The organism is Bosea sp. 124 (assembly GCF_003046175.1).
Taxonomy (GTDB): domain Bacteria; phylum Pseudomonadota; class Alphaproteobacteria; order Rhizobiales; family Beijerinckiaceae; genus Allobosea.
In genome coordinates this window covers 3,476,135-3,491,746 of the sequence record NZ_PZZM01000001.1, presented here as the reverse complement: position 1 = coordinate 3,491,746, position 15,612 = coordinate 3,476,135, and the positions used below count along the sequence as shown (strand labels likewise).

Annotated in this window: 14 protein-coding genes and 1 pseudogene; 8 read left to right on the top strand and 7 right to left on the bottom strand. The window is 64.2% G+C overall.

Annotated elements, in window-relative coordinates:
• Nucleotides 1–69 precede the first annotated feature (69 nt).
• On the top strand, nucleotides 70–1,104 hold the full coding sequence (locus C8D03_RS16490) for an NAD-dependent epimerase (RefSeq protein WP_108047774.1): 1,035 nt from the start codon (nucleotides 70–72) through the stop codon (nucleotides 1,102–1,104).
• Here the strand turns inward: C8D03_RS16490 and C8D03_RS16485 are convergent, their stop codons facing one another.
• From C8D03_RS16485 to C8D03_RS16470, 4 genes are all read right to left on the bottom strand, one after another.
• Nucleotides 1,105–2,658, bottom strand: coding sequence for a methyl-accepting chemotaxis protein (locus C8D03_RS16485; RefSeq protein ID WP_108047772.1), 1,554 nt, complete (start codon nucleotides 2,656–2,658; stop codon nucleotides 1,105–1,107).
• Nucleotides 2,659–2,859: 201 nt separating this feature from the next.
• Entirely contained in the window at nucleotides 2,860–3,951 is a 1,092-nt protein-coding gene (locus C8D03_RS16480; RefSeq protein WP_181301042.1) for an SMP-30/gluconolactonase/LRE family protein, read from the bottom strand.
• Between the two features lie 120 nt (nucleotides 3,952–4,071).
• Complete coding sequence (locus tag C8D03_RS16475) at nucleotides 4,072–4,791, bottom strand: ribonuclease activity regulator RraA (RefSeq protein WP_108047768.1); 720 nt, start codon at nucleotides 4,789–4,791, stop codon at nucleotides 4,072–4,074.
• A gap of 141 nt (nucleotides 4,792–4,932) precedes the next feature.
• Nucleotides 4,933–5,904 carry a Bug family tripartite tricarboxylate transporter substrate binding protein gene (locus C8D03_RS16470; RefSeq protein WP_108047766.1) on the bottom strand — a complete coding sequence of 324 codons (972 nt, stop codon included), beginning with the start codon at nucleotides 5,902–5,904 and terminating at the stop codon, nucleotides 4,933–4,935.
• Nucleotides 5,905–6,132: 228 nt separating this feature from the next.
• On the opposite strand from C8D03_RS16470, the gene C8D03_RS16465 reads away from it, so the two are divergent.
• From C8D03_RS16465 to C8D03_RS16450, 4 genes are all read left to right on the top strand, one after another.
• The gene (locus tag C8D03_RS16465; RefSeq protein ID WP_248308504.1) at nucleotides 6,133–6,837 is read left to right on the top strand and encodes a GntR family transcriptional regulator; all 705 of its coding nucleotides are present in this window, start codon (nucleotides 6,133–6,135) and stop codon (nucleotides 6,835–6,837) included.
• On the top strand, nucleotides 6,827–7,759 hold the full coding sequence (locus C8D03_RS16460; RefSeq protein ID WP_108047764.1) for a dihydrodipicolinate synthase family protein: 933 nt from the start codon (nucleotides 6,827–6,829) through the stop codon (nucleotides 7,757–7,759). The genes C8D03_RS16465 and C8D03_RS16460 overlap by 11 nt, the downstream gene beginning before the upstream one ends.
• Nucleotides 7,760–7,923: 164 nt before the next feature.
• Nucleotides 7,924–9,654, top strand: coding sequence for an L-arabinonate dehydratase (araD, locus tag C8D03_RS16455; protein ID WP_108051722.1), 1,731 nt, complete (start codon nucleotides 7,924–7,926; stop codon nucleotides 9,652–9,654).
• A gap of 243 nt (nucleotides 9,655–9,897) precedes the next feature.
• Nucleotides 9,898–10,557, top strand: coding sequence for an FkbM family methyltransferase (locus C8D03_RS16450; protein WP_248308697.1), 660 nt, complete (start codon nucleotides 9,898–9,900; stop codon nucleotides 10,555–10,557).
• On the opposite strand, the pseudogene C8D03_RS16445 reads toward C8D03_RS16450, so the two are convergent.
• From C8D03_RS16445 to C8D03_RS16440, 3 genes and pseudogenes are all read right to left on the bottom strand, one after another.
• Nucleotides 10,548–10,715, bottom strand: a pseudogene (locus C8D03_RS16445) (transposase); the annotation flags it as partial. The gene C8D03_RS16450 and the pseudogene C8D03_RS16445 overlap by 10 nt on opposite strands.
• A 239-nt stretch (nucleotides 10,716–10,954) precedes the next feature.
• Entirely contained in the window at nucleotides 10,955–11,368 is a 414-nt protein-coding gene (locus C8D03_RS26225; protein WP_146170208.1) for a hypothetical protein, read from the bottom strand.
• A 249-nt stretch (nucleotides 11,369–11,617) separates the two neighbouring features.
• Nucleotides 11,618–12,367 carry an aspartate/glutamate racemase family protein gene (locus C8D03_RS16440; RefSeq protein WP_108047760.1) on the bottom strand — a complete coding sequence of 250 codons (750 nt, stop codon included), beginning with the start codon at nucleotides 12,365–12,367 and terminating at the stop codon, nucleotides 11,618–11,620.
• Nucleotides 12,368–12,566: 199 nt separating this feature from the next.
• On the opposite strand from C8D03_RS16440, the gene C8D03_RS16435 reads away from it, so the two are divergent.
• The 3 genes from C8D03_RS16435 (at nucleotide 12,567) to C8D03_RS16425 (ending at nucleotide 15,540) form a co-directional block, all read left to right on the top strand.
• The gene (locus C8D03_RS16435; RefSeq protein ID WP_248308503.1) at nucleotides 12,567–13,289 is read left to right on the top strand and encodes a Crp/Fnr family transcriptional regulator; all 723 of its coding nucleotides are present in this window, start codon (nucleotides 12,567–12,569) and stop codon (nucleotides 13,287–13,289) included.
• A gap of 186 nt (nucleotides 13,290–13,475) precedes the next feature.
• Nucleotides 13,476–13,850, top strand: a complete 375-nt coding sequence (locus C8D03_RS16430; protein WP_181301040.1) for a VanZ family protein — start codon at nucleotides 13,476–13,478, stop codon at nucleotides 13,848–13,850.
• Nucleotides 13,851–14,085: 235 nt separating this feature from the next.
• Entirely contained in the window at nucleotides 14,086–15,540 is a 1,455-nt protein-coding gene (locus C8D03_RS16425; protein ID WP_181301037.1) for an undecaprenyl-phosphate glucose phosphotransferase, read from the top strand.
• Nucleotides 15,541–15,612: the final 72 nt, after the last annotated feature.

Here is a 15,612-nt window from a genome sequence, read left to right as displayed (position 1 = left end):
TTTGGCCTTGCGGGAGTTCGGTTCCGGCACCCTCCCGCCCTCATTCCCTGACAAGGCGCCACCGGCCAGATGACCAGCGTTTCACCGCAACGCGTTTTGCTGACGGGGGCCGCCGGCTTCGTCGGCTTTCACGTCACCGAAGCGCTGCTTGCCCGCGGCATCCAGGTTCTCGGCATCGACAACCTGACGCCTTATTACGATCCGGCGCTGAAGCAGGCCCGGCTCGACCGGCTGCTGCCGCGCAACGGCTTCAGCTTCCAGCCGGTCGACATCGCCGACTACGATGCGCTCCAGGCCGCCTTCGCCACCTTCCGGCCGGAGGTCGTCATCCATCTCGCCGCGCAGGCCGGCGTACGCTACTCGCTCGACAACCCGCGCGCCTATGCCCACTCCAATCTCGACGGCTTCCTCTCCGTGCTGGAGGCCTGCCGGCATCACCCGGTTGCGCATCTGGTCTACGCCTCGTCGAGTTCGGTCTACGGCGCCAACGCCAAGGTACCCTTCAGCGAGCATGACGGGGCCGACCATCCGGTCTCGCTCTATGCCGCGACCAAGCGTGCCAACGAAGTGATGGCGCACAGCTACGCCGCGCTGTACGGCATCCCCGCGACGGGTCTGCGCTTCTTCACGGTCTACGGCCCCTGGGGCCGGCCGGACATGGCCTATTTCAAGTTCACCAAGGCGATTCTCGAAGGCAGGCCGATCGACGTCTACGCCGAGGGCGAGATGAGCCGCGACTTCACCTATATCGACGATATCAGCGAGGCGATCGTCAGGCTGGCCGGCCTGCCGCCCGAGCCCGCCGCGCCTGGTGGGGACACCCACGGCCCGGCCACGGCCGCGGCTCCCTGGCGGATCTACAATATCGGCAATCACACGCCAGTCCGGCTCGACCGCTTCATCGCCGTGATCGAGGCCGCCTGCGGCAAGGCCGCGATCAAGCGGCATCTGCCGATGCAGCCCGGCGACGTGCGCGCCACCTATGCCGATGTGTCGGACCTGATGGCGCGGGTCGAATTCAGGCCGGACACCCCGATCGAGACCGGCATCGCCCGCTTCGTCGCCTGGTATCGCGCCTTCTACGGCACAGCTCCGGCGGCGTGATCAGCCCCTGACCATCTCGCGGGAGAACCGCGCGACGGATTCGTCGAGGCGCCGCGCCGAGACATCAACGCCCGCGGCCGCATCGGAAACCTGCCGGCCATTGTCCATCGTGAGCGCGGCATCCGCGACGACGAGATCGATCGCACCGGCCGCCAGCTCCGTTTCCCGCACCGTACGCGCCAGGAGGTCGACCATGGTGCAGATCGCGTCGGCCTGCTGGTCGACCGCGACGACAATCCCCCCGGTCGCCGCCACGATCGCATCCGTCGAGACGCTGATGTTCATGACGGCAGCCTGCGAGCGTTCGGTGGCGGCACGGACCTCCTCGATGCGCTCGGAAATCTCCTGCGTCGCGGCCTCCGTGCGTGCCGCCAGCCCCTTGACCTCGGTCGCGACGACGGCAAAGCCGCGCCCCGCCAGCCCGGCGCGGGCCGCCTCGATGGTGGCGTTGAGGGCGAGCAGGTTGGTCTGCGACGCGATTTCGCGGATCAGGTCGGAGACTTCTCCGATATCGCGCACGGCCTGCCGCAACTGTGCCTTGACGGCGATCGAGGCCGCGACGTCCGAGGCTGCGGTCCGCACCAGTTGCGTCGTCCGGTCGGCCTCGTTGCGGATCAGCGCGACCGTCTCGGTCAACCGATGCGAGCAGACCTCCACTGACGAGATATCGGTCCGGGCATCGCCGACCTTGGTCAGTACACCGGCGAGCTTGTCCTGTGATCTGTGCGAGATCGCGACGAGTTGCTCGGCCGCGCCGCTCATATGGACGACGGACAGGGAGACCGATTTCAGGATGCCGCCGATCTCGCGCCGGAACGCTTCCGCCTGGCCCTCCACCTCCTCGCGCCGCTTCTCCTCGATCCGCGCCTGCGCCTGCGCCTCCAGGCTGAGTCCCTGCGCGCTGCCGATGGCGCGGACACGGTCGATGAAAAGCTGCGCCATGCTGCGCAGGGACACCAGCATGACCGCACCGTAGATCATCTGGAAGGCCAGGTTCTCCAGCATGCGGTCGACCGGCGACAGCGCGATATGGATGATACGCGCGCCAAAGATCAGTCCGGCGAACAGCAACGCGGCCGAGGGCATGCTGGCCATCGTGAACGTGCCCGCACAGACCAGCCCCGCCAGCAGGGTCGCCGTCAGCACCTCCATGTCCGGCGCGGCGGTCGGATTGATCACCACCGCCATCACCACCCAGGGAGCGGCCAGGATGGCGGAGTCGATCAGAATCCGGTCGTTGAACTTCGCCGAGGGCGCGTCCTCACGCTTGCGCGCATTGAGCCGCGATATCCGCAGGATGCCGAAGACACCGCTGGTCACGACCAAAGCGCTCCACAGTAGCGGAAACCACAACCAGCCGCGAAACATCGCGGTGATCGCGATGAGGACCGACGAGAGCAGGTTGGACATCAGGACGGGCGGAAGGATGCGCGCGAACATCTCGGCCTGCGCCACCCGCAATGCTGCCGCATCCGCCGCGCCGAGACTGGCCATGCCGAATTGACGGTTGACCCAGGCGTCGTAGCGCGCCGGCCACGTCCCGCCTGCGATCATGGCAGAATGGCCTTGCGCATCGTCATGGGCTCGCCCGTCGCTCCAGCACGCATCGATGAGCCCGACCCTCGCAGAGAGGTCTCAAATCCCCGTTAACGGGGCCGTTGCGCCTTTCGTGGGGACCGCGCCGGCCGCCACACCGCTCGACCTTGGGGTTTCCCTGCGGCATCGCCCCATGCCGATGCCGCAGGGCTGGTGACCTCACACGGCGCCGTGGGCCTCGACATAAAGCGCATAGAGCGAGTGGCTGCTCGCCATGTAGAGACGGTTCCCCTTCGGCCCGCCGAAGCAGAGATTGGCGCAGCGCTCCGGCAGGCGGATGAAGGCCAGCGGCTTGCCGGCCGGGCTGAACACCATGACGCCGTCGAGATCGTCCGACTTGCCGCGCAGGCCGAAGACCTTGCGGCCTCCCGTATCGGCAGCCTCGGCGTTCAGCGCCCCGTTGCTGCCGTAGCCGCACCAGAGATTTCCGTCGCGATCGACCTTGAAGCCATCGAGCGCCCCGAAGTCGGCGGCATCGACCACCTTGGTCTTGTTCGACGCCTTGCCCTGCGCATCGATGTCGAAGCTCCAGATGCTGCGGTTAGGCGTGCCGCGCCACTCCACCACGTAAAGCTTCTTCTCGTCCGGCGAGAAGGCGAGGCCGTTGGGGTTGAGCAGATCGGTGACGACAGCGGTCAGCTTGCCGTCGGTGCCGATGCGGTAGACATTGGTCGTTGCCTGCTCGGACTTGGCGCGCGAGCCTTCCCACTCGCCGCTGATGCCGAACAGCGGGTCGGTGAACCAGATCGTATCGTCGGATTTGACGACAATGTCGTTGGGTGCGTTCAGGCGCTTGCCCTCGAAGGCATCGGCCAGCACTGTGATCTTGCCGTTCTTCTCTGTGCGCGTGACGCGCCGCGTCACCGAATGCTCGCAGCTGATCAGTCGGCCCTGCCGGTCGCGGGTGTTGCCATTGGCGAAGTTGGCGTTGTCGCGGAAGACCGTGAAGCTGTTCTTCCGCTCGTCGTATTTCATGATCCGGTTGTTGGGGATGTCGCTGACGAGGACGTAGCGCCCCTCCGGGAAATAGACCGGCCCCTCGGCCCAGCGCATGCCGGTGGCGAGCTGCTCTACCGTGCTCGAATAGATCCGGTACTTGGCGAAACTGGGGTCCAGGATGTCGACCGAAGGGTCGGGATAACGCTGGTTCGGTTTGAACGGAAAGGCCTGTGCGAGAGCCGGGCCCGCAAGCGCGGAACCGACAGCGGCAAGACCGCCCGCGAGCAGGCGACGACGCGATGTTTCAACCATTGTTCCCTCCACGTTTTTTATGGTTCTGGTCATGGCGAGACGCGCCGCGGTGGCAGCGTCCCTGTCAGCCCGTGTCGCGGCCGGCTTCGCCGTCTTCTCGGATGAGTGTCCGGCCTGCGCTCAGGACCAGCCGGGCCGCCATTTCGCGAATTCGGCCTTGGTCTCGGCATTGGCCGGATAGAGTCCGAACAGGCCCTGGCCGCCGCGCACGCGTTCAGCGACGAAATCCTCATAGGCCGTCTGCTCGTAGACCTCCGGCGCGATCTCGTTGGCGAGATGGGCGGGGATGACGCAGACGCCTTCCCCGTCGCCGACGATGATGTCGCCGGGATAGACCGCGACGTCGCCGCAGGCGATCGGCGCATTGATGTCGAGCGCATGGTGGCGGATCAGATTCGTCGGCGCGCTCGGTCGGTTGTGATAGGCCGGGATCGCCATCCCGGCGATCTCGGGCGAGTCGCGCAGGCCGCCATCGGTGACGATGCCGGCGACGCCGCGCTGCATCAGCCGCGACACCAGGATGCCGCCGGCGGACGCCGCGCGCGGGTCCTTGCGGCTGTCGATCACCATGACATGGCCCGCCGGGCAGTCTTCGACTGCGCGGCGCTGCGGATGCTGCGTGCCCTCGAATGTGCCGAGATGATCGAGATCCTCCCGCGCCGGGATGTAGCGCAGCGTGAACGCCTCCCCGACCATCGACTCGGACTTCTGGCTCAGCGGCCGCACGTCCTGGATGAAGACATTGCGGAATCCGCGCTTGAACAGGGCCGTCGTCAGCGTCGCGGTCGAGACGCGCTTGAGCTTGGTGCGGTTGTCGTCGGTGAGGGCAGTCGATGTCATGGCGGCGTTGTCCGGTTTTCGTTACGCGGTAGACGTGGAGCGGGCGTCATTCCCGGGCTTGCCCCGAGAATCTCATGACCAGGTACCTCTGGTTCCCGAGATGGTCGGGGCAAGCCCGACCATGACGCCTGCTGCGGCGGATCACTCGATCCGGACATTCGCCTTCTGCGCCACATCGGCCCAGCGCTTGGTTTCGGCCGCGATGTGAGCGGTGAACTGCTCCTGGCTCGAACCGACGGGATCGACGCCGAGCTTCTTCATCTGCTCGATGACGGCCGGCTCGCGCATGATCGCCTGCGTTTCCGCCGAGAGCTTGGCCACGATCTCCTTGGGCACGCCCGATGGCGCGAAGAAGCCATGCCAGGAGGCCGCCGCGTAGCCCGGAATGAACTCGGCCAGCGCGGGCATGTCCTTGGCGACGGCGAGGCGTTCGGGCGTGGCGGTCGCCAGCGCCCTGATCTTGCCGGCCTCGACATGCGGCCAGGCGATGGTGATGTTGTCGAAGGTGATCTGGATCTGGCCCGAGAGCAGGTCCTGCGTCACCTGCCCGCTCGAACGATAGGGCACATGCACCATGTCGGTGCCGGTCGAGACCTTGAAGAGTTCCGCCGCCATATGGGTCGAGGTGCCGGCTCCCGACGAACCGAACGAATATTTGTTCGGGTTTTTCTTGAGCAGGTCGATCAGTTCCGGAACGGTCTTCACCGGCAGGTCGACATTGACCATCAGGATGTTGGGAACGCTCGCGACCTGTGAGATCGGCGAAAAGTCCTTGATGTGGTCGAACGGCATCTTGGCGTAGACGGCCGGGTTGATCGCATGGGTCGAAACCGTGCCCATGGTCAGGGTATAGCCGTCAGGCGTCGAACGGGCGACAGCCGCCACGCCGGTGTTGCCGCCGGCGCCGGGCCGGTTCTCGACGATGAACTTGCCACCAAGCCTGGCGCCGAGCCGGTCTGCCAGCACGCGACCGAGCAGATCGGTCGTGCCACCCGCTGCGAACGGCACCACGATGGTCACCACCTTGCCGCCCGGATAGTCGGCCTGCGCCAGCGCGGCCGGAGCGCTCAGCAGGCATGCCGCGGCGATCATCGCCCTGCGTGTCATCGTCATCGGTAATCCTCCCGTTTTGCGTGTCCTCGCGCCGGCGCGTTCGCGGCCGGCGTGGCCCGTTACCGGGCCCTTGATGGCGGACATAGCACAGGATTCCAGATTTGAAATCTGAAATTTCAGACTTGATGCCGCTTGTCCTTTGTGGTGAGTGATGCGGGGATGGCGTCAGGGCCGCGCGACCTCCAGCGGGATTCGCGGTCGCCATCCGCGCCACCTGTCGGAACCACGATGTCTGAGCCGCTCACGATCGAACCTGTCGCGCCGCATCTGCTGCGCTCCCTGCGCGAGCATGTGCATGAGCGCCTGCGCCGGGCGATCGTCGCGGGCCGGTTCCGCAACGGCGAACGCCTGAACGAGCGTCATCTGGCCGAAATGCTCGGTGTCAGTACCACCCCCGTGAAGGATGCCATCCGCCGGCTGGAAAGCGAGGGGCTGGTCCGCACCGAGGCGCGCCGCGGCGTCTTCGTCGAATTCTCGGCACGTCAGGCCCTGGAGATGGCGCTCGGCCGCGCCGCGCTCGAAAGCGTCATGACCCATATCGCCGCCAACCGGGTAAGCGACGCCGACATCGCCGAGATCGCGCGCCTGATCGAGGAGATGGCCCACGCCACGCAGCACAGCGCGCTTGAGGACATCGTCACGCTGAACGAGGCCTATCACGGCGCGATCCACCGCATTTCCGGCTGCACTTATCTGGAGCGACGGCTCGACGGCCAGCGCATGTACGATCACGCCCAGCGCATCGCGCTTTTGTCCGAACCGTCCGAACGCGGCCAGGGCTTCGAGGAACATCGCTCGATTTTCGACGCGCTGAGGGCAAGGGAGCCCGCGCTCGCGGAACAACGGATGCGCGCCCACATCGTCCGCTCGGCGAAAGCCCATGTGCGGCAGGTCTTCGGCGCCGATGCGGAAGGGTTGAACTATGACGAATGACAAGGGTCGCCGGGACGCCCTGAGGACGGCGCTGCGCGGCATCTCGGGCGTGCATGTCACGGCCTGGAGCGCCGATGGCGAGGCCGACTGGGCGGTGACGGGCAAAATCGTTGCCCGTATCGCACAAGCCGGCATTCACAACATCGTCTCGGCCGGCAACACCGGCGAGTTCTATCCCATGACGACCGACGAGGTCGTGCGCAGCCATGCGGTCGCCGCCGAAGCCGCTGCCGGCAGGGCGCGGGTCACGGCCGGCATCGGCCGCTCGCTCAGGGAGGCGGTCTCGACCGGCAAGCTCGCCGCCACGGCGGGCTGCGATGCGGTGATGGTGCATCACCCGCTCGACCCCTTTGCGGCACCGCAATCCCAGGCCGACTACATCATCGCCATCGCCGAGGCACTGACGCTCCCGCTCGTGGCCTATATCCGCTCCGATGCGATCGGCGTGAAGGACCTCGTCCGCGTCGCGACCCACCCGAACGTCGCCGGCGTGAAGTTCGCCTCGAACAACATGATGCTGCTGGCCGAATGCGTGCGCGCCACGCAGGGCACAAGTGCGAACTGGATCTGCGGCCTCGCCGAGGGCTGGGCCGCGCCCTTCTATGCGCTCGGCGCCCGCGGCTTCACCTCCGGCCTGATCAATGTCGCGCCCGAGCGTTCGCTGGCCGTCTGGCACGCGCTGGAAAAAGGCGACTACGCCGCCGCCCGCGTCGAGGTCGATGCCATCGCCGGCTTCGAAACGCTGCGCACCAAATATGGCAACGGCGCCAATGTCACCGTGGTCAAGGAGGCGCTCGGGCTGTTGGGCACGCCGGTCGGCCCTGTCCGCCTGCCCGGCCTGCCGGAACTGAACGCGGCCGAGAAGTCCGAACTGCGCCAGATCGTCTCCGGCTGGGGCGCGCTGCGCGCGGCGGCGGAGTAGACCTCTCTCACACCCTCCCCGTCATCCCGGGCAAGCCGCGAAGCGGCGCCGATCCCGGATCCATCGCAAAGCGCAAGGTCTTACGATGGATTCCGGGTCTCCGCTTCGCTACGCCCGCAATGACGGCGTAGAATGATTCAAGAAAACGACCCGAGGAAATGCCGATGTCCCACCCCCGCAAGACGCCCGACACGCTGCGCTCGAAGCGCTGGTTCGGCGCCAGCGATTTGCGCTCCTTCGGCCATCGCTCGCGGGCGCTGCAGATGGGCTTCGGCCATGACGAGTTCATGGGCAAGCCGGTCATCGGCATCATCAACACCTGGTCCGAGATCAACCCCTGCCACACCCATCTGCGCGACCGTGCGGACGCGGTGAAGCGCGCCGTCTGGGCTAGCGGAGGCTTCCCGGTCGAAATCCCCGTGATGTCGGTCTCGGAGCAGTACCAGAAGCCGACGACGATGCTCTATCGCAACTTCCTGGCGATGGAGACCGAGGAATCGATCCGCTCCCACCCGCTCGACGGCGCCGTGCTGCTCGGCGGCTGCGACAAGTCCACGCCAGCGCTCATCATGGGCGCCTGCAGCGCCGGCCTGCCCTTCATCTTCGTGCCCGCCGGGCCGATGCTGCGCGGCAACTGGGCCGGCAAGGTGCTGGGGTCCGGCGCCGACGTCTGGAAATACTGGGCCGAGAAGGAAGCCGGCAACATCACCGACGACCAGTGGAAGGACATGGAAAGCGGCATCGCCCGCTCGCATGGCACCTGCATGGTGATGGGCACGGCGGCGACCATGATGAGCCATGCCGAGGTGCTGGGTCTGACGTTGCCGGGCGCCTCCGCCATCCCCGCCGCCGATGCAGCGCATCCCCGCATGGCCGCCGCTGCCGGCAAGCGCATCGTCGAGATGGTCTGGGAGGATCTGACGCCCGACCGCATCCTGACGCGCAAGAGCTTCGAGAACGCGCTGACCGTGCACATGGCGGTGGCCGGCTCGACCAATGCCATCATCCACCTGATCGCCATGGCCGGCCGTGCCGGCGTCTCGCTGACGCCGGACGATTTCGACAAGTTCTCGCGCACGGTCCCGGTCATCGCCAATCTGCGACCATCGGGCGAATTCCTGATGGAGGACTTTTTCTATGCCGGCGGCCTGCCAGCCCTGCTGAAGCAGCTCGAGAGCAAGCTCCACACCGACGCCATGACCGTGACCGGCAGGCCGATCGCAGAAACGATCGCGCTCGCCACCGTCTATGACGACAACGTCATCCGGCCGCTCGACAGGGCCGTCTCGACCGAAAACGGGCTCGCCGTGCTCAAGGGCAACATTGCGCCCGATGGCTGCGTCATCAAGCCCTCGGCCGCCGAGCCGCGCCTGCTGAAGCATGCCGGCCCCGCGCTCGTCTTCGAGGATTACGATGCGATGATGAAGGCGGTGAACGACGAGACGCTCGACGTCACCGCCGATCACATCATGGTCCTGAAGAATTGCGGCCCCGTCGGCGGCCCCGGCATGCCGGAATGGGGCATGATGCCGATCCCGCGCAAGCTCCTGAAGCAGGGCGTGCGCGACATGCTGCGCATCTCTGACGCCCGCATGTCGGGCACCAGCTACGGCGCTTGCGTCCTGCACGTCGCGCCCGAGGCCTATATCAAGGGTCCGCTCGCGGCGGTCCGGACCGGCGACGTCATCAGCGTCGACGTCGAGGCCCGAACCATCTCGGTCAACCTGACCGACGCCGAGATCGCCGGGCGCCTGAAGACATGGACACCGCCCGACCGCGACTATCCGCGCGGCTATGGAAAGATGTCGGCCGCCCATATCCGCCAGGCCGACAAGGGCTGCGACTTCGACTATCTCGAGGGCACGGCAAAGATTCCGGAGCCGGAGATTCACTGAGGCAAATCAACGTGCCTCCGCAGGGATGGCCATTCGCGTCATCATCCCGGACAAGCGGCGCAGCCGCGCCGATCCGGGATGACGATGAGGTTCCTTCTGCGAGGGCGCTGACCTAGGCTGTCATCCCGCCCTCGGGAGACATTCATCGTGCCGTCCGGACCATCCGCTCCCCGCCTCTCCTGGCAGGCCGCCTTCGAAACCCCGACCAACGCGCAGATCGAGCAGGAGCGCTGGGTTCTGGCGATGTGCGAGGGTCGGCGTGGCGGGCGCTTCGCCGAGATCGGCGCCTTCGACGGCATTCTCCACAGCAACACCTTCTACCTGGAGACCGACCATGGCTGGAGCGGCGTGCTGGTCGAGCCGAACCCGCTCCTGTTCGCGAAGCTCGCCGCCAGCCGCCGCGCGACCTGCCTCGAACGCGCCGTTCATCGCGAGGGCGGGCAGTTCCTCTCCTTCGTCGCCTCGCAGGAGATCGGCACGCTCGCCGAATATGCCGAGGCCGACGGCTATGCCGAGCATCGAAGACAGGCGATCAGCGAGAATGGCCTGATCACCGTCGAGACCGTCACCTTCGACGCGATGGCGCAGGCCGATGGCAGCGGCGAAGCCGGTTTCGACTATGTCTCGCTCGACACCGAGGGCTCGGAGCTCGACATCCTCAGAACGATCGATCTCGCCCGGCAGGCCATCGCGCTCTTCACCATCGAGCATAACTTCGTCGAACCACGTCGCGAGACCATGCGCACCCTGCTCGCCGAGGCCGGTTATCACCGGCTGAATGTCGGCTTCGACGACTGGTACTGGCACGAGGGTCATCTGCGCGAACGCAATGGCGGCACCCTGCCCGACATCGCCGCCATCAATGCGCATGTGAAGAGCATCTATCTGGACGGCGGGCCGTAGCGCGCCGCCACGTCCGCCCAGGGCCGACCCGATCGAAGCACCCAGAAGATGCCGTTCAGAACCCGGCGATCATTGACCCGCGGCACGCCGCGCGGCTTATTGGGAAGATGCGGCTCGATCGCCATCCATTCGAAATCGCTGAGTTCGTAGCGTCCCATCGCCAAACTCTTCTTTCGGAGCTTGAATCACGAAAACGCCGCCGCTGGAATCGGCCCCTCGCGCTTATGGGTTTACGGCCTAGTAGAACACCGCCCAAGCTGGGTTGAATCGATCAGTATCGCTTTTCCATTGAAAACGACGCCGGCCAATCACGACCAGAAAAGGAAATTTTGCCTGTAAGTTTTTGAGAAAAGAGATCCTGGGTCGAGTCGCGATTGCGAGAACTAAATGGCAATTCTTAAGGCTTCACGCGACGCAAGCGAATGTTACGATCGAAAGAAAGGCCCGTCAACGTCAGATTATCGCGATCGAACAACCCGATGAATCGGCTTGTCCCAATATCGAAGACCACCATCTTTGCTGATACGTTCCTCAATAGGAGTGGTTCACGTTGAAAAGGTAAATCAGCTCGCTGATTTCCCTGCATCCGGTCAGTGTCTAGTGTGAGCATATATCCCTCACCGATCCAAGTACCGTTCATAAAAACAAGAGCCTGCTCTGCCGCGCCTACCGAAGCAATACTTGGCAGAGACAGTCCAATGAAAGTGAGAATCCTTAGCGTCAGCAACCTATAGCTTGAGCTGCCAACGTTTCGTTCTGACACCATCTGTTTCGCGATCACGGCTCCCAATAATTTCAGTAGGCTCGCCATTGGTGAACCCAAAGAATTACGACTCGGATCGAGGACGGGGCACGCTTCACGCTGATACCCAGAGCCCCATTTCGACATTGACCTCAGAGCTCATATTTCTGGCTCTGCCTTTCGAGTAAAACTCGTTTAATAGACCCGCACGATGGCTCGCGCCGCTATCTTTGTCGCTGCAAAAGATCACCCAATGCAAGCGCTCGCGCGAAAGCGAGATAACAGACAGGCGAGCGTGTCCCGGCTCGGTCCGATCTTCTATCTAAAAACGCGCGGTCTTAGACCCGTATGGAACCATGTGATCATCGAATAGATGTCATGGACCGGCAGACCGGTCGCAGCCTGAACCGCCGCGGCATAGGGCGGCATGTTCGTGCATTCGAGCACGATCGCCCCGATATCGGGATGCCGCGCGATCAAATCCAACGCCGCGTTGACGACATCGCGCTCCGCCAGATCGATGTCCATGTCGTCCTTCTCTGCCTTGATCAGCACCCGGAAGAACTCGACCCCGTTCTCCGTGCCGGCGACCGGCGTGTCGAGCGGCACCCCCGCGCCTTCGAGATGCGCAGGGCTCAAGCTGCCGGCCGAGACCGTGACCAACCCGACGCGCTTGCCGGGCGGTAGCGTCGCCTGCACCCAGGGCACCTGCATCAGCGAAGAGGTCGCTACCGGCACGCCGACCGCCGCCGCCAGCTCGCGCTGGAACAGCGACAGGAAGCCGCAATTCGTGGTGATGGCTTCGGCACCGAGCCGGACGAGATCCTGCGCCGCCGCGATGAAGTCCGGCAGCAACCCGGCCGCGCCCTTGAGCACGACCTTGTCGGGGCTGGCACCGCCAACGACCCGGTACAGCACAGGGAAGGGCCAGGTGGCGCCATTGCCCATATCGCCCAGAATCCGCGGAAATCGCGCCTCCAGCATCAGGATGCCCAGCGGCGCCCCATAGATCGCCTTGCCGCCGCGTGCGATCCGCCGGCTCTGGGGGGTGGCAATGGTGATCGTCATGGTTGATTTCCCTGGATGATCGGCAGCAAAGAGCTAGCGCGGACGAGTTGAAGACGCCATCGCCGCTGGGCACCGGATCGGCCGAAACGGCTATACCGCAATGCAATACGACAGGTGACCGCCCCGCGATAACCGGCTATGAAGTCATGCCGGGCCTTCGCCGCGAACACCCCTCGCCGCAGGCCCGTGAGGAATGCGCGTGGATCACAACCTGCACCATGGCTGCGCCGGCCTCCGCGCCGAGCCGAACTGCCTGACCTGCGAAACCCGGCCCTTCAGCGTCTGCTCCGTCCTTTCGGGGGAAGAGCTGACCATGCTCAACGCGCTCGCCCATCCGGTCCGCTTTGGCCCGAAGGACACGCTCCTGGTGCAGGGGCAGGCCGCGCCGACCGTCTACAACATCACCTCCGGCACGGCGCGGCTCTACACGCTCCTGCCCGATGGGCGCCGGCAGATCGTCGGCTTCGCGCTGCCGGGCGATTTCATCGGCCTGTCGATGCACGAAACCGCCAGCATCTCTGTCGATGCGATCGATTCGGTCGGCGCCTGCGCCTTCCCGCGTGTGACCTACTCCGCCTTGGCTGATGCAAAACCCTTCCTGCTGCGCCGGCTGCATGATCTCGCGACCCATGAACTGACGCTGGCGCAGGAGCAGATGATGTTGCTCGGCCGCCGCAGCGCCGAGGAGAAGATCATCTGCTTCCTCCTGACCATGCAGCAGCGCTGGGCCCGCATCGGCCGTTCGTCGGTGACCGTGCCGCTACCGATGAGCCGCCAGGACATTGCCGATTTCCTCGGCCTGACGATCGAAACGGTGAGCCGGACGCTGACACGGCTGGCCCGCGATCGCATGATCCTGCTCGTTCCAGACGGGGTCCGGCTGCTCAACACGAACCACCTGCAACTGGTCGCCGCAGCCTGACGCTACCGTAGCAATGGGCGCCGGTACATGACTGGGTTAGTGGGGCCTGTTTCCGGCTGATCGTGCTTTACGGCATGCCCAAAACGCTGTGTTCCGGGCCCTGCGAGTTCGTCGGCGGATTGCTGCTGAGCCCTTTAAAATTGAGATCGCCTCGACGCGATCAGGAGCAAAGTGAGGCTGGATCTGTTGAATGATATCGAAAACTGTATCCGGAGGATCGCATCTGTCTTCGGCTGGAGTGCAGTGCTGGCCATCGCATTTGTGACCGTGGCACCTGTTGAAAGCCGGCCTCACCTTGCCGAAACAGGGCCCGATATCGAACGCTTTCTCGCGTTCGTTCTCCTCGCGGGAGCCCTTGCTGTGGCCTACCCGAAACGGCGTAGCCTTGTACTGGCTTTGGCGATTGGGCTCGCCATCGCCCTTGAGGCGGCTCAATTGATGCAACCTTCGCGCCACGGACGCCCACATGATGCCATCGTAAAAGTGGCTGGAGCTATAGTCGGAACCACGCTTGCTATCCTGATCGAAAGGCTCGCGCGCAAATTGCGCCGGAATCGATAGGAAGCTCCGACAGATTCAGTCCCAGAATGGCACGTTTTAGCGAAGCTCTGTGCACCGCCCCCCGATGACCAGACATCATTTGCGACAAATCCTGCCAATTTGACCCATACCGTTGCGGCACGCAGCTTGCGATTGCACTCCCGAACGCCCGGTCGGGACCCGTTGTGGTGTCGAACCGGAGCGCCAATGACGCATGGCCCACTGCGGTGCGCGATACGGGAGCGAACGAGCCGAGATGAGCATCAACGAGCAAACGCTCCCCCCGGCCTCGGCAATCGAGGCCCGCGCCCTTGCCTGGCGGCATTGGCTCTGGCTTGTCACCGCGGCCATAGATGGTCTCGTTGTGATGGTGACCGTCGCGTTGGTCGCCCTGAGCTATCACCTACAGGCCTATGGCCAAGTTCCGCCGGACCAGATCACACTCGAACTTGCGTCGATGCTTGCGGCGATCTTCGTATTTATCAATGCTCTGCGCGGTCGCTACCAACTCGCCAACTATCTCTCGGCAAAGGGACAGATGGCCTCAGCCTTTTCGGTCTGGAACATAACGATGGTCGTGTTCGTCGCCATCCTCTTCTTAACCAAGATCGTCGATCACTACTCACGCGCGGTCATCCTGGCGAGCTACCTCAGCGGCATTCCCGTTATCGCGTTGGCACGCTCCACTATGGTGCGGACCATTTCGCTGGCCAGCAAGACCGGCCGCATCACCAGTGAGCGAATCTTCCTAATTGGTCGCGAGCCCGATGTGATGTCGTTCGTCTCACGTCATCAACCCTGGAACGTCGGCTTCTCCATAGTCGATGTCGCTTTCCTGCGCAGCAATGATGCCCGCCGAATCAACGATCCTGCGGCTGCGCTTGCTGCCGACCTCACCAACGCCGTGGCGAACTGCCGGGCCAAGCGGCCGGATGCTGTGTTTATCGCGCTGCCTTGGTCGGACCAGGAGACTATCGATGCCTGCATTGACGCCTTCATGAACCTTCCCGTCGCGATTCACCTCACACCAGAGAAGATCATGGACCGTTTCCGGACGCCTCATATCGTCCGAACCGGCGACCTATCGAGCTTGCGCCTGACGCGCCCACCACTCTCCTCCGCGGCAATTGCCCTCAAGCGCATTTTCGACGTCGTCGCCGCCTCGCTGATCCTAGTTCTGGCGATGCCGCTCTTGCTCATCGTAGCCATCCTCATTCGGCTGGACTCGCCAGGATCAATATTGTTTCGCCAGCGTCGTTACGGCTTCAACCAGGAGGCTTTCCGCATCCTAAAGTTCAGAACAATGAGCGCCGACGACGACGGCAGCGTTATTGTGCAAGCAAAATTAAACGACCCACGCGTTACCAACGTCGGCCGCATGCTGCGCCGCTACAACATCGACGAGCTGCCGCAACTGATCAACGTGCTGAAGGGGCAGATGTCCCTCGTGGGCCCTCGTCCCCACGCTCTCGCTCATGACATAGCTTTTGAGCAGAAAATCGCGCTCTACGCTAGGCGTCACAACGTCAAACCGGGCATAACCGGCTGGGCACAAGTCAATGGCCTACGCGGCGAGACGGATACCGATGAGAAGATGGCCAAGCGCATTGCCTTCGACCATTGGTACATCGACAACTGGTCCTTCTGGCTGGACATAGCAATTCTTTTTCGCACTCTGCTCAGTAAGAAGGCGTTTATGAACGCCCGTTGACGTTCGGCAAGTTGATTTTCGATACACACTGCTTGAATAGTCCCGAGTTTTGTTGACGCCCTCGGTTCAAAT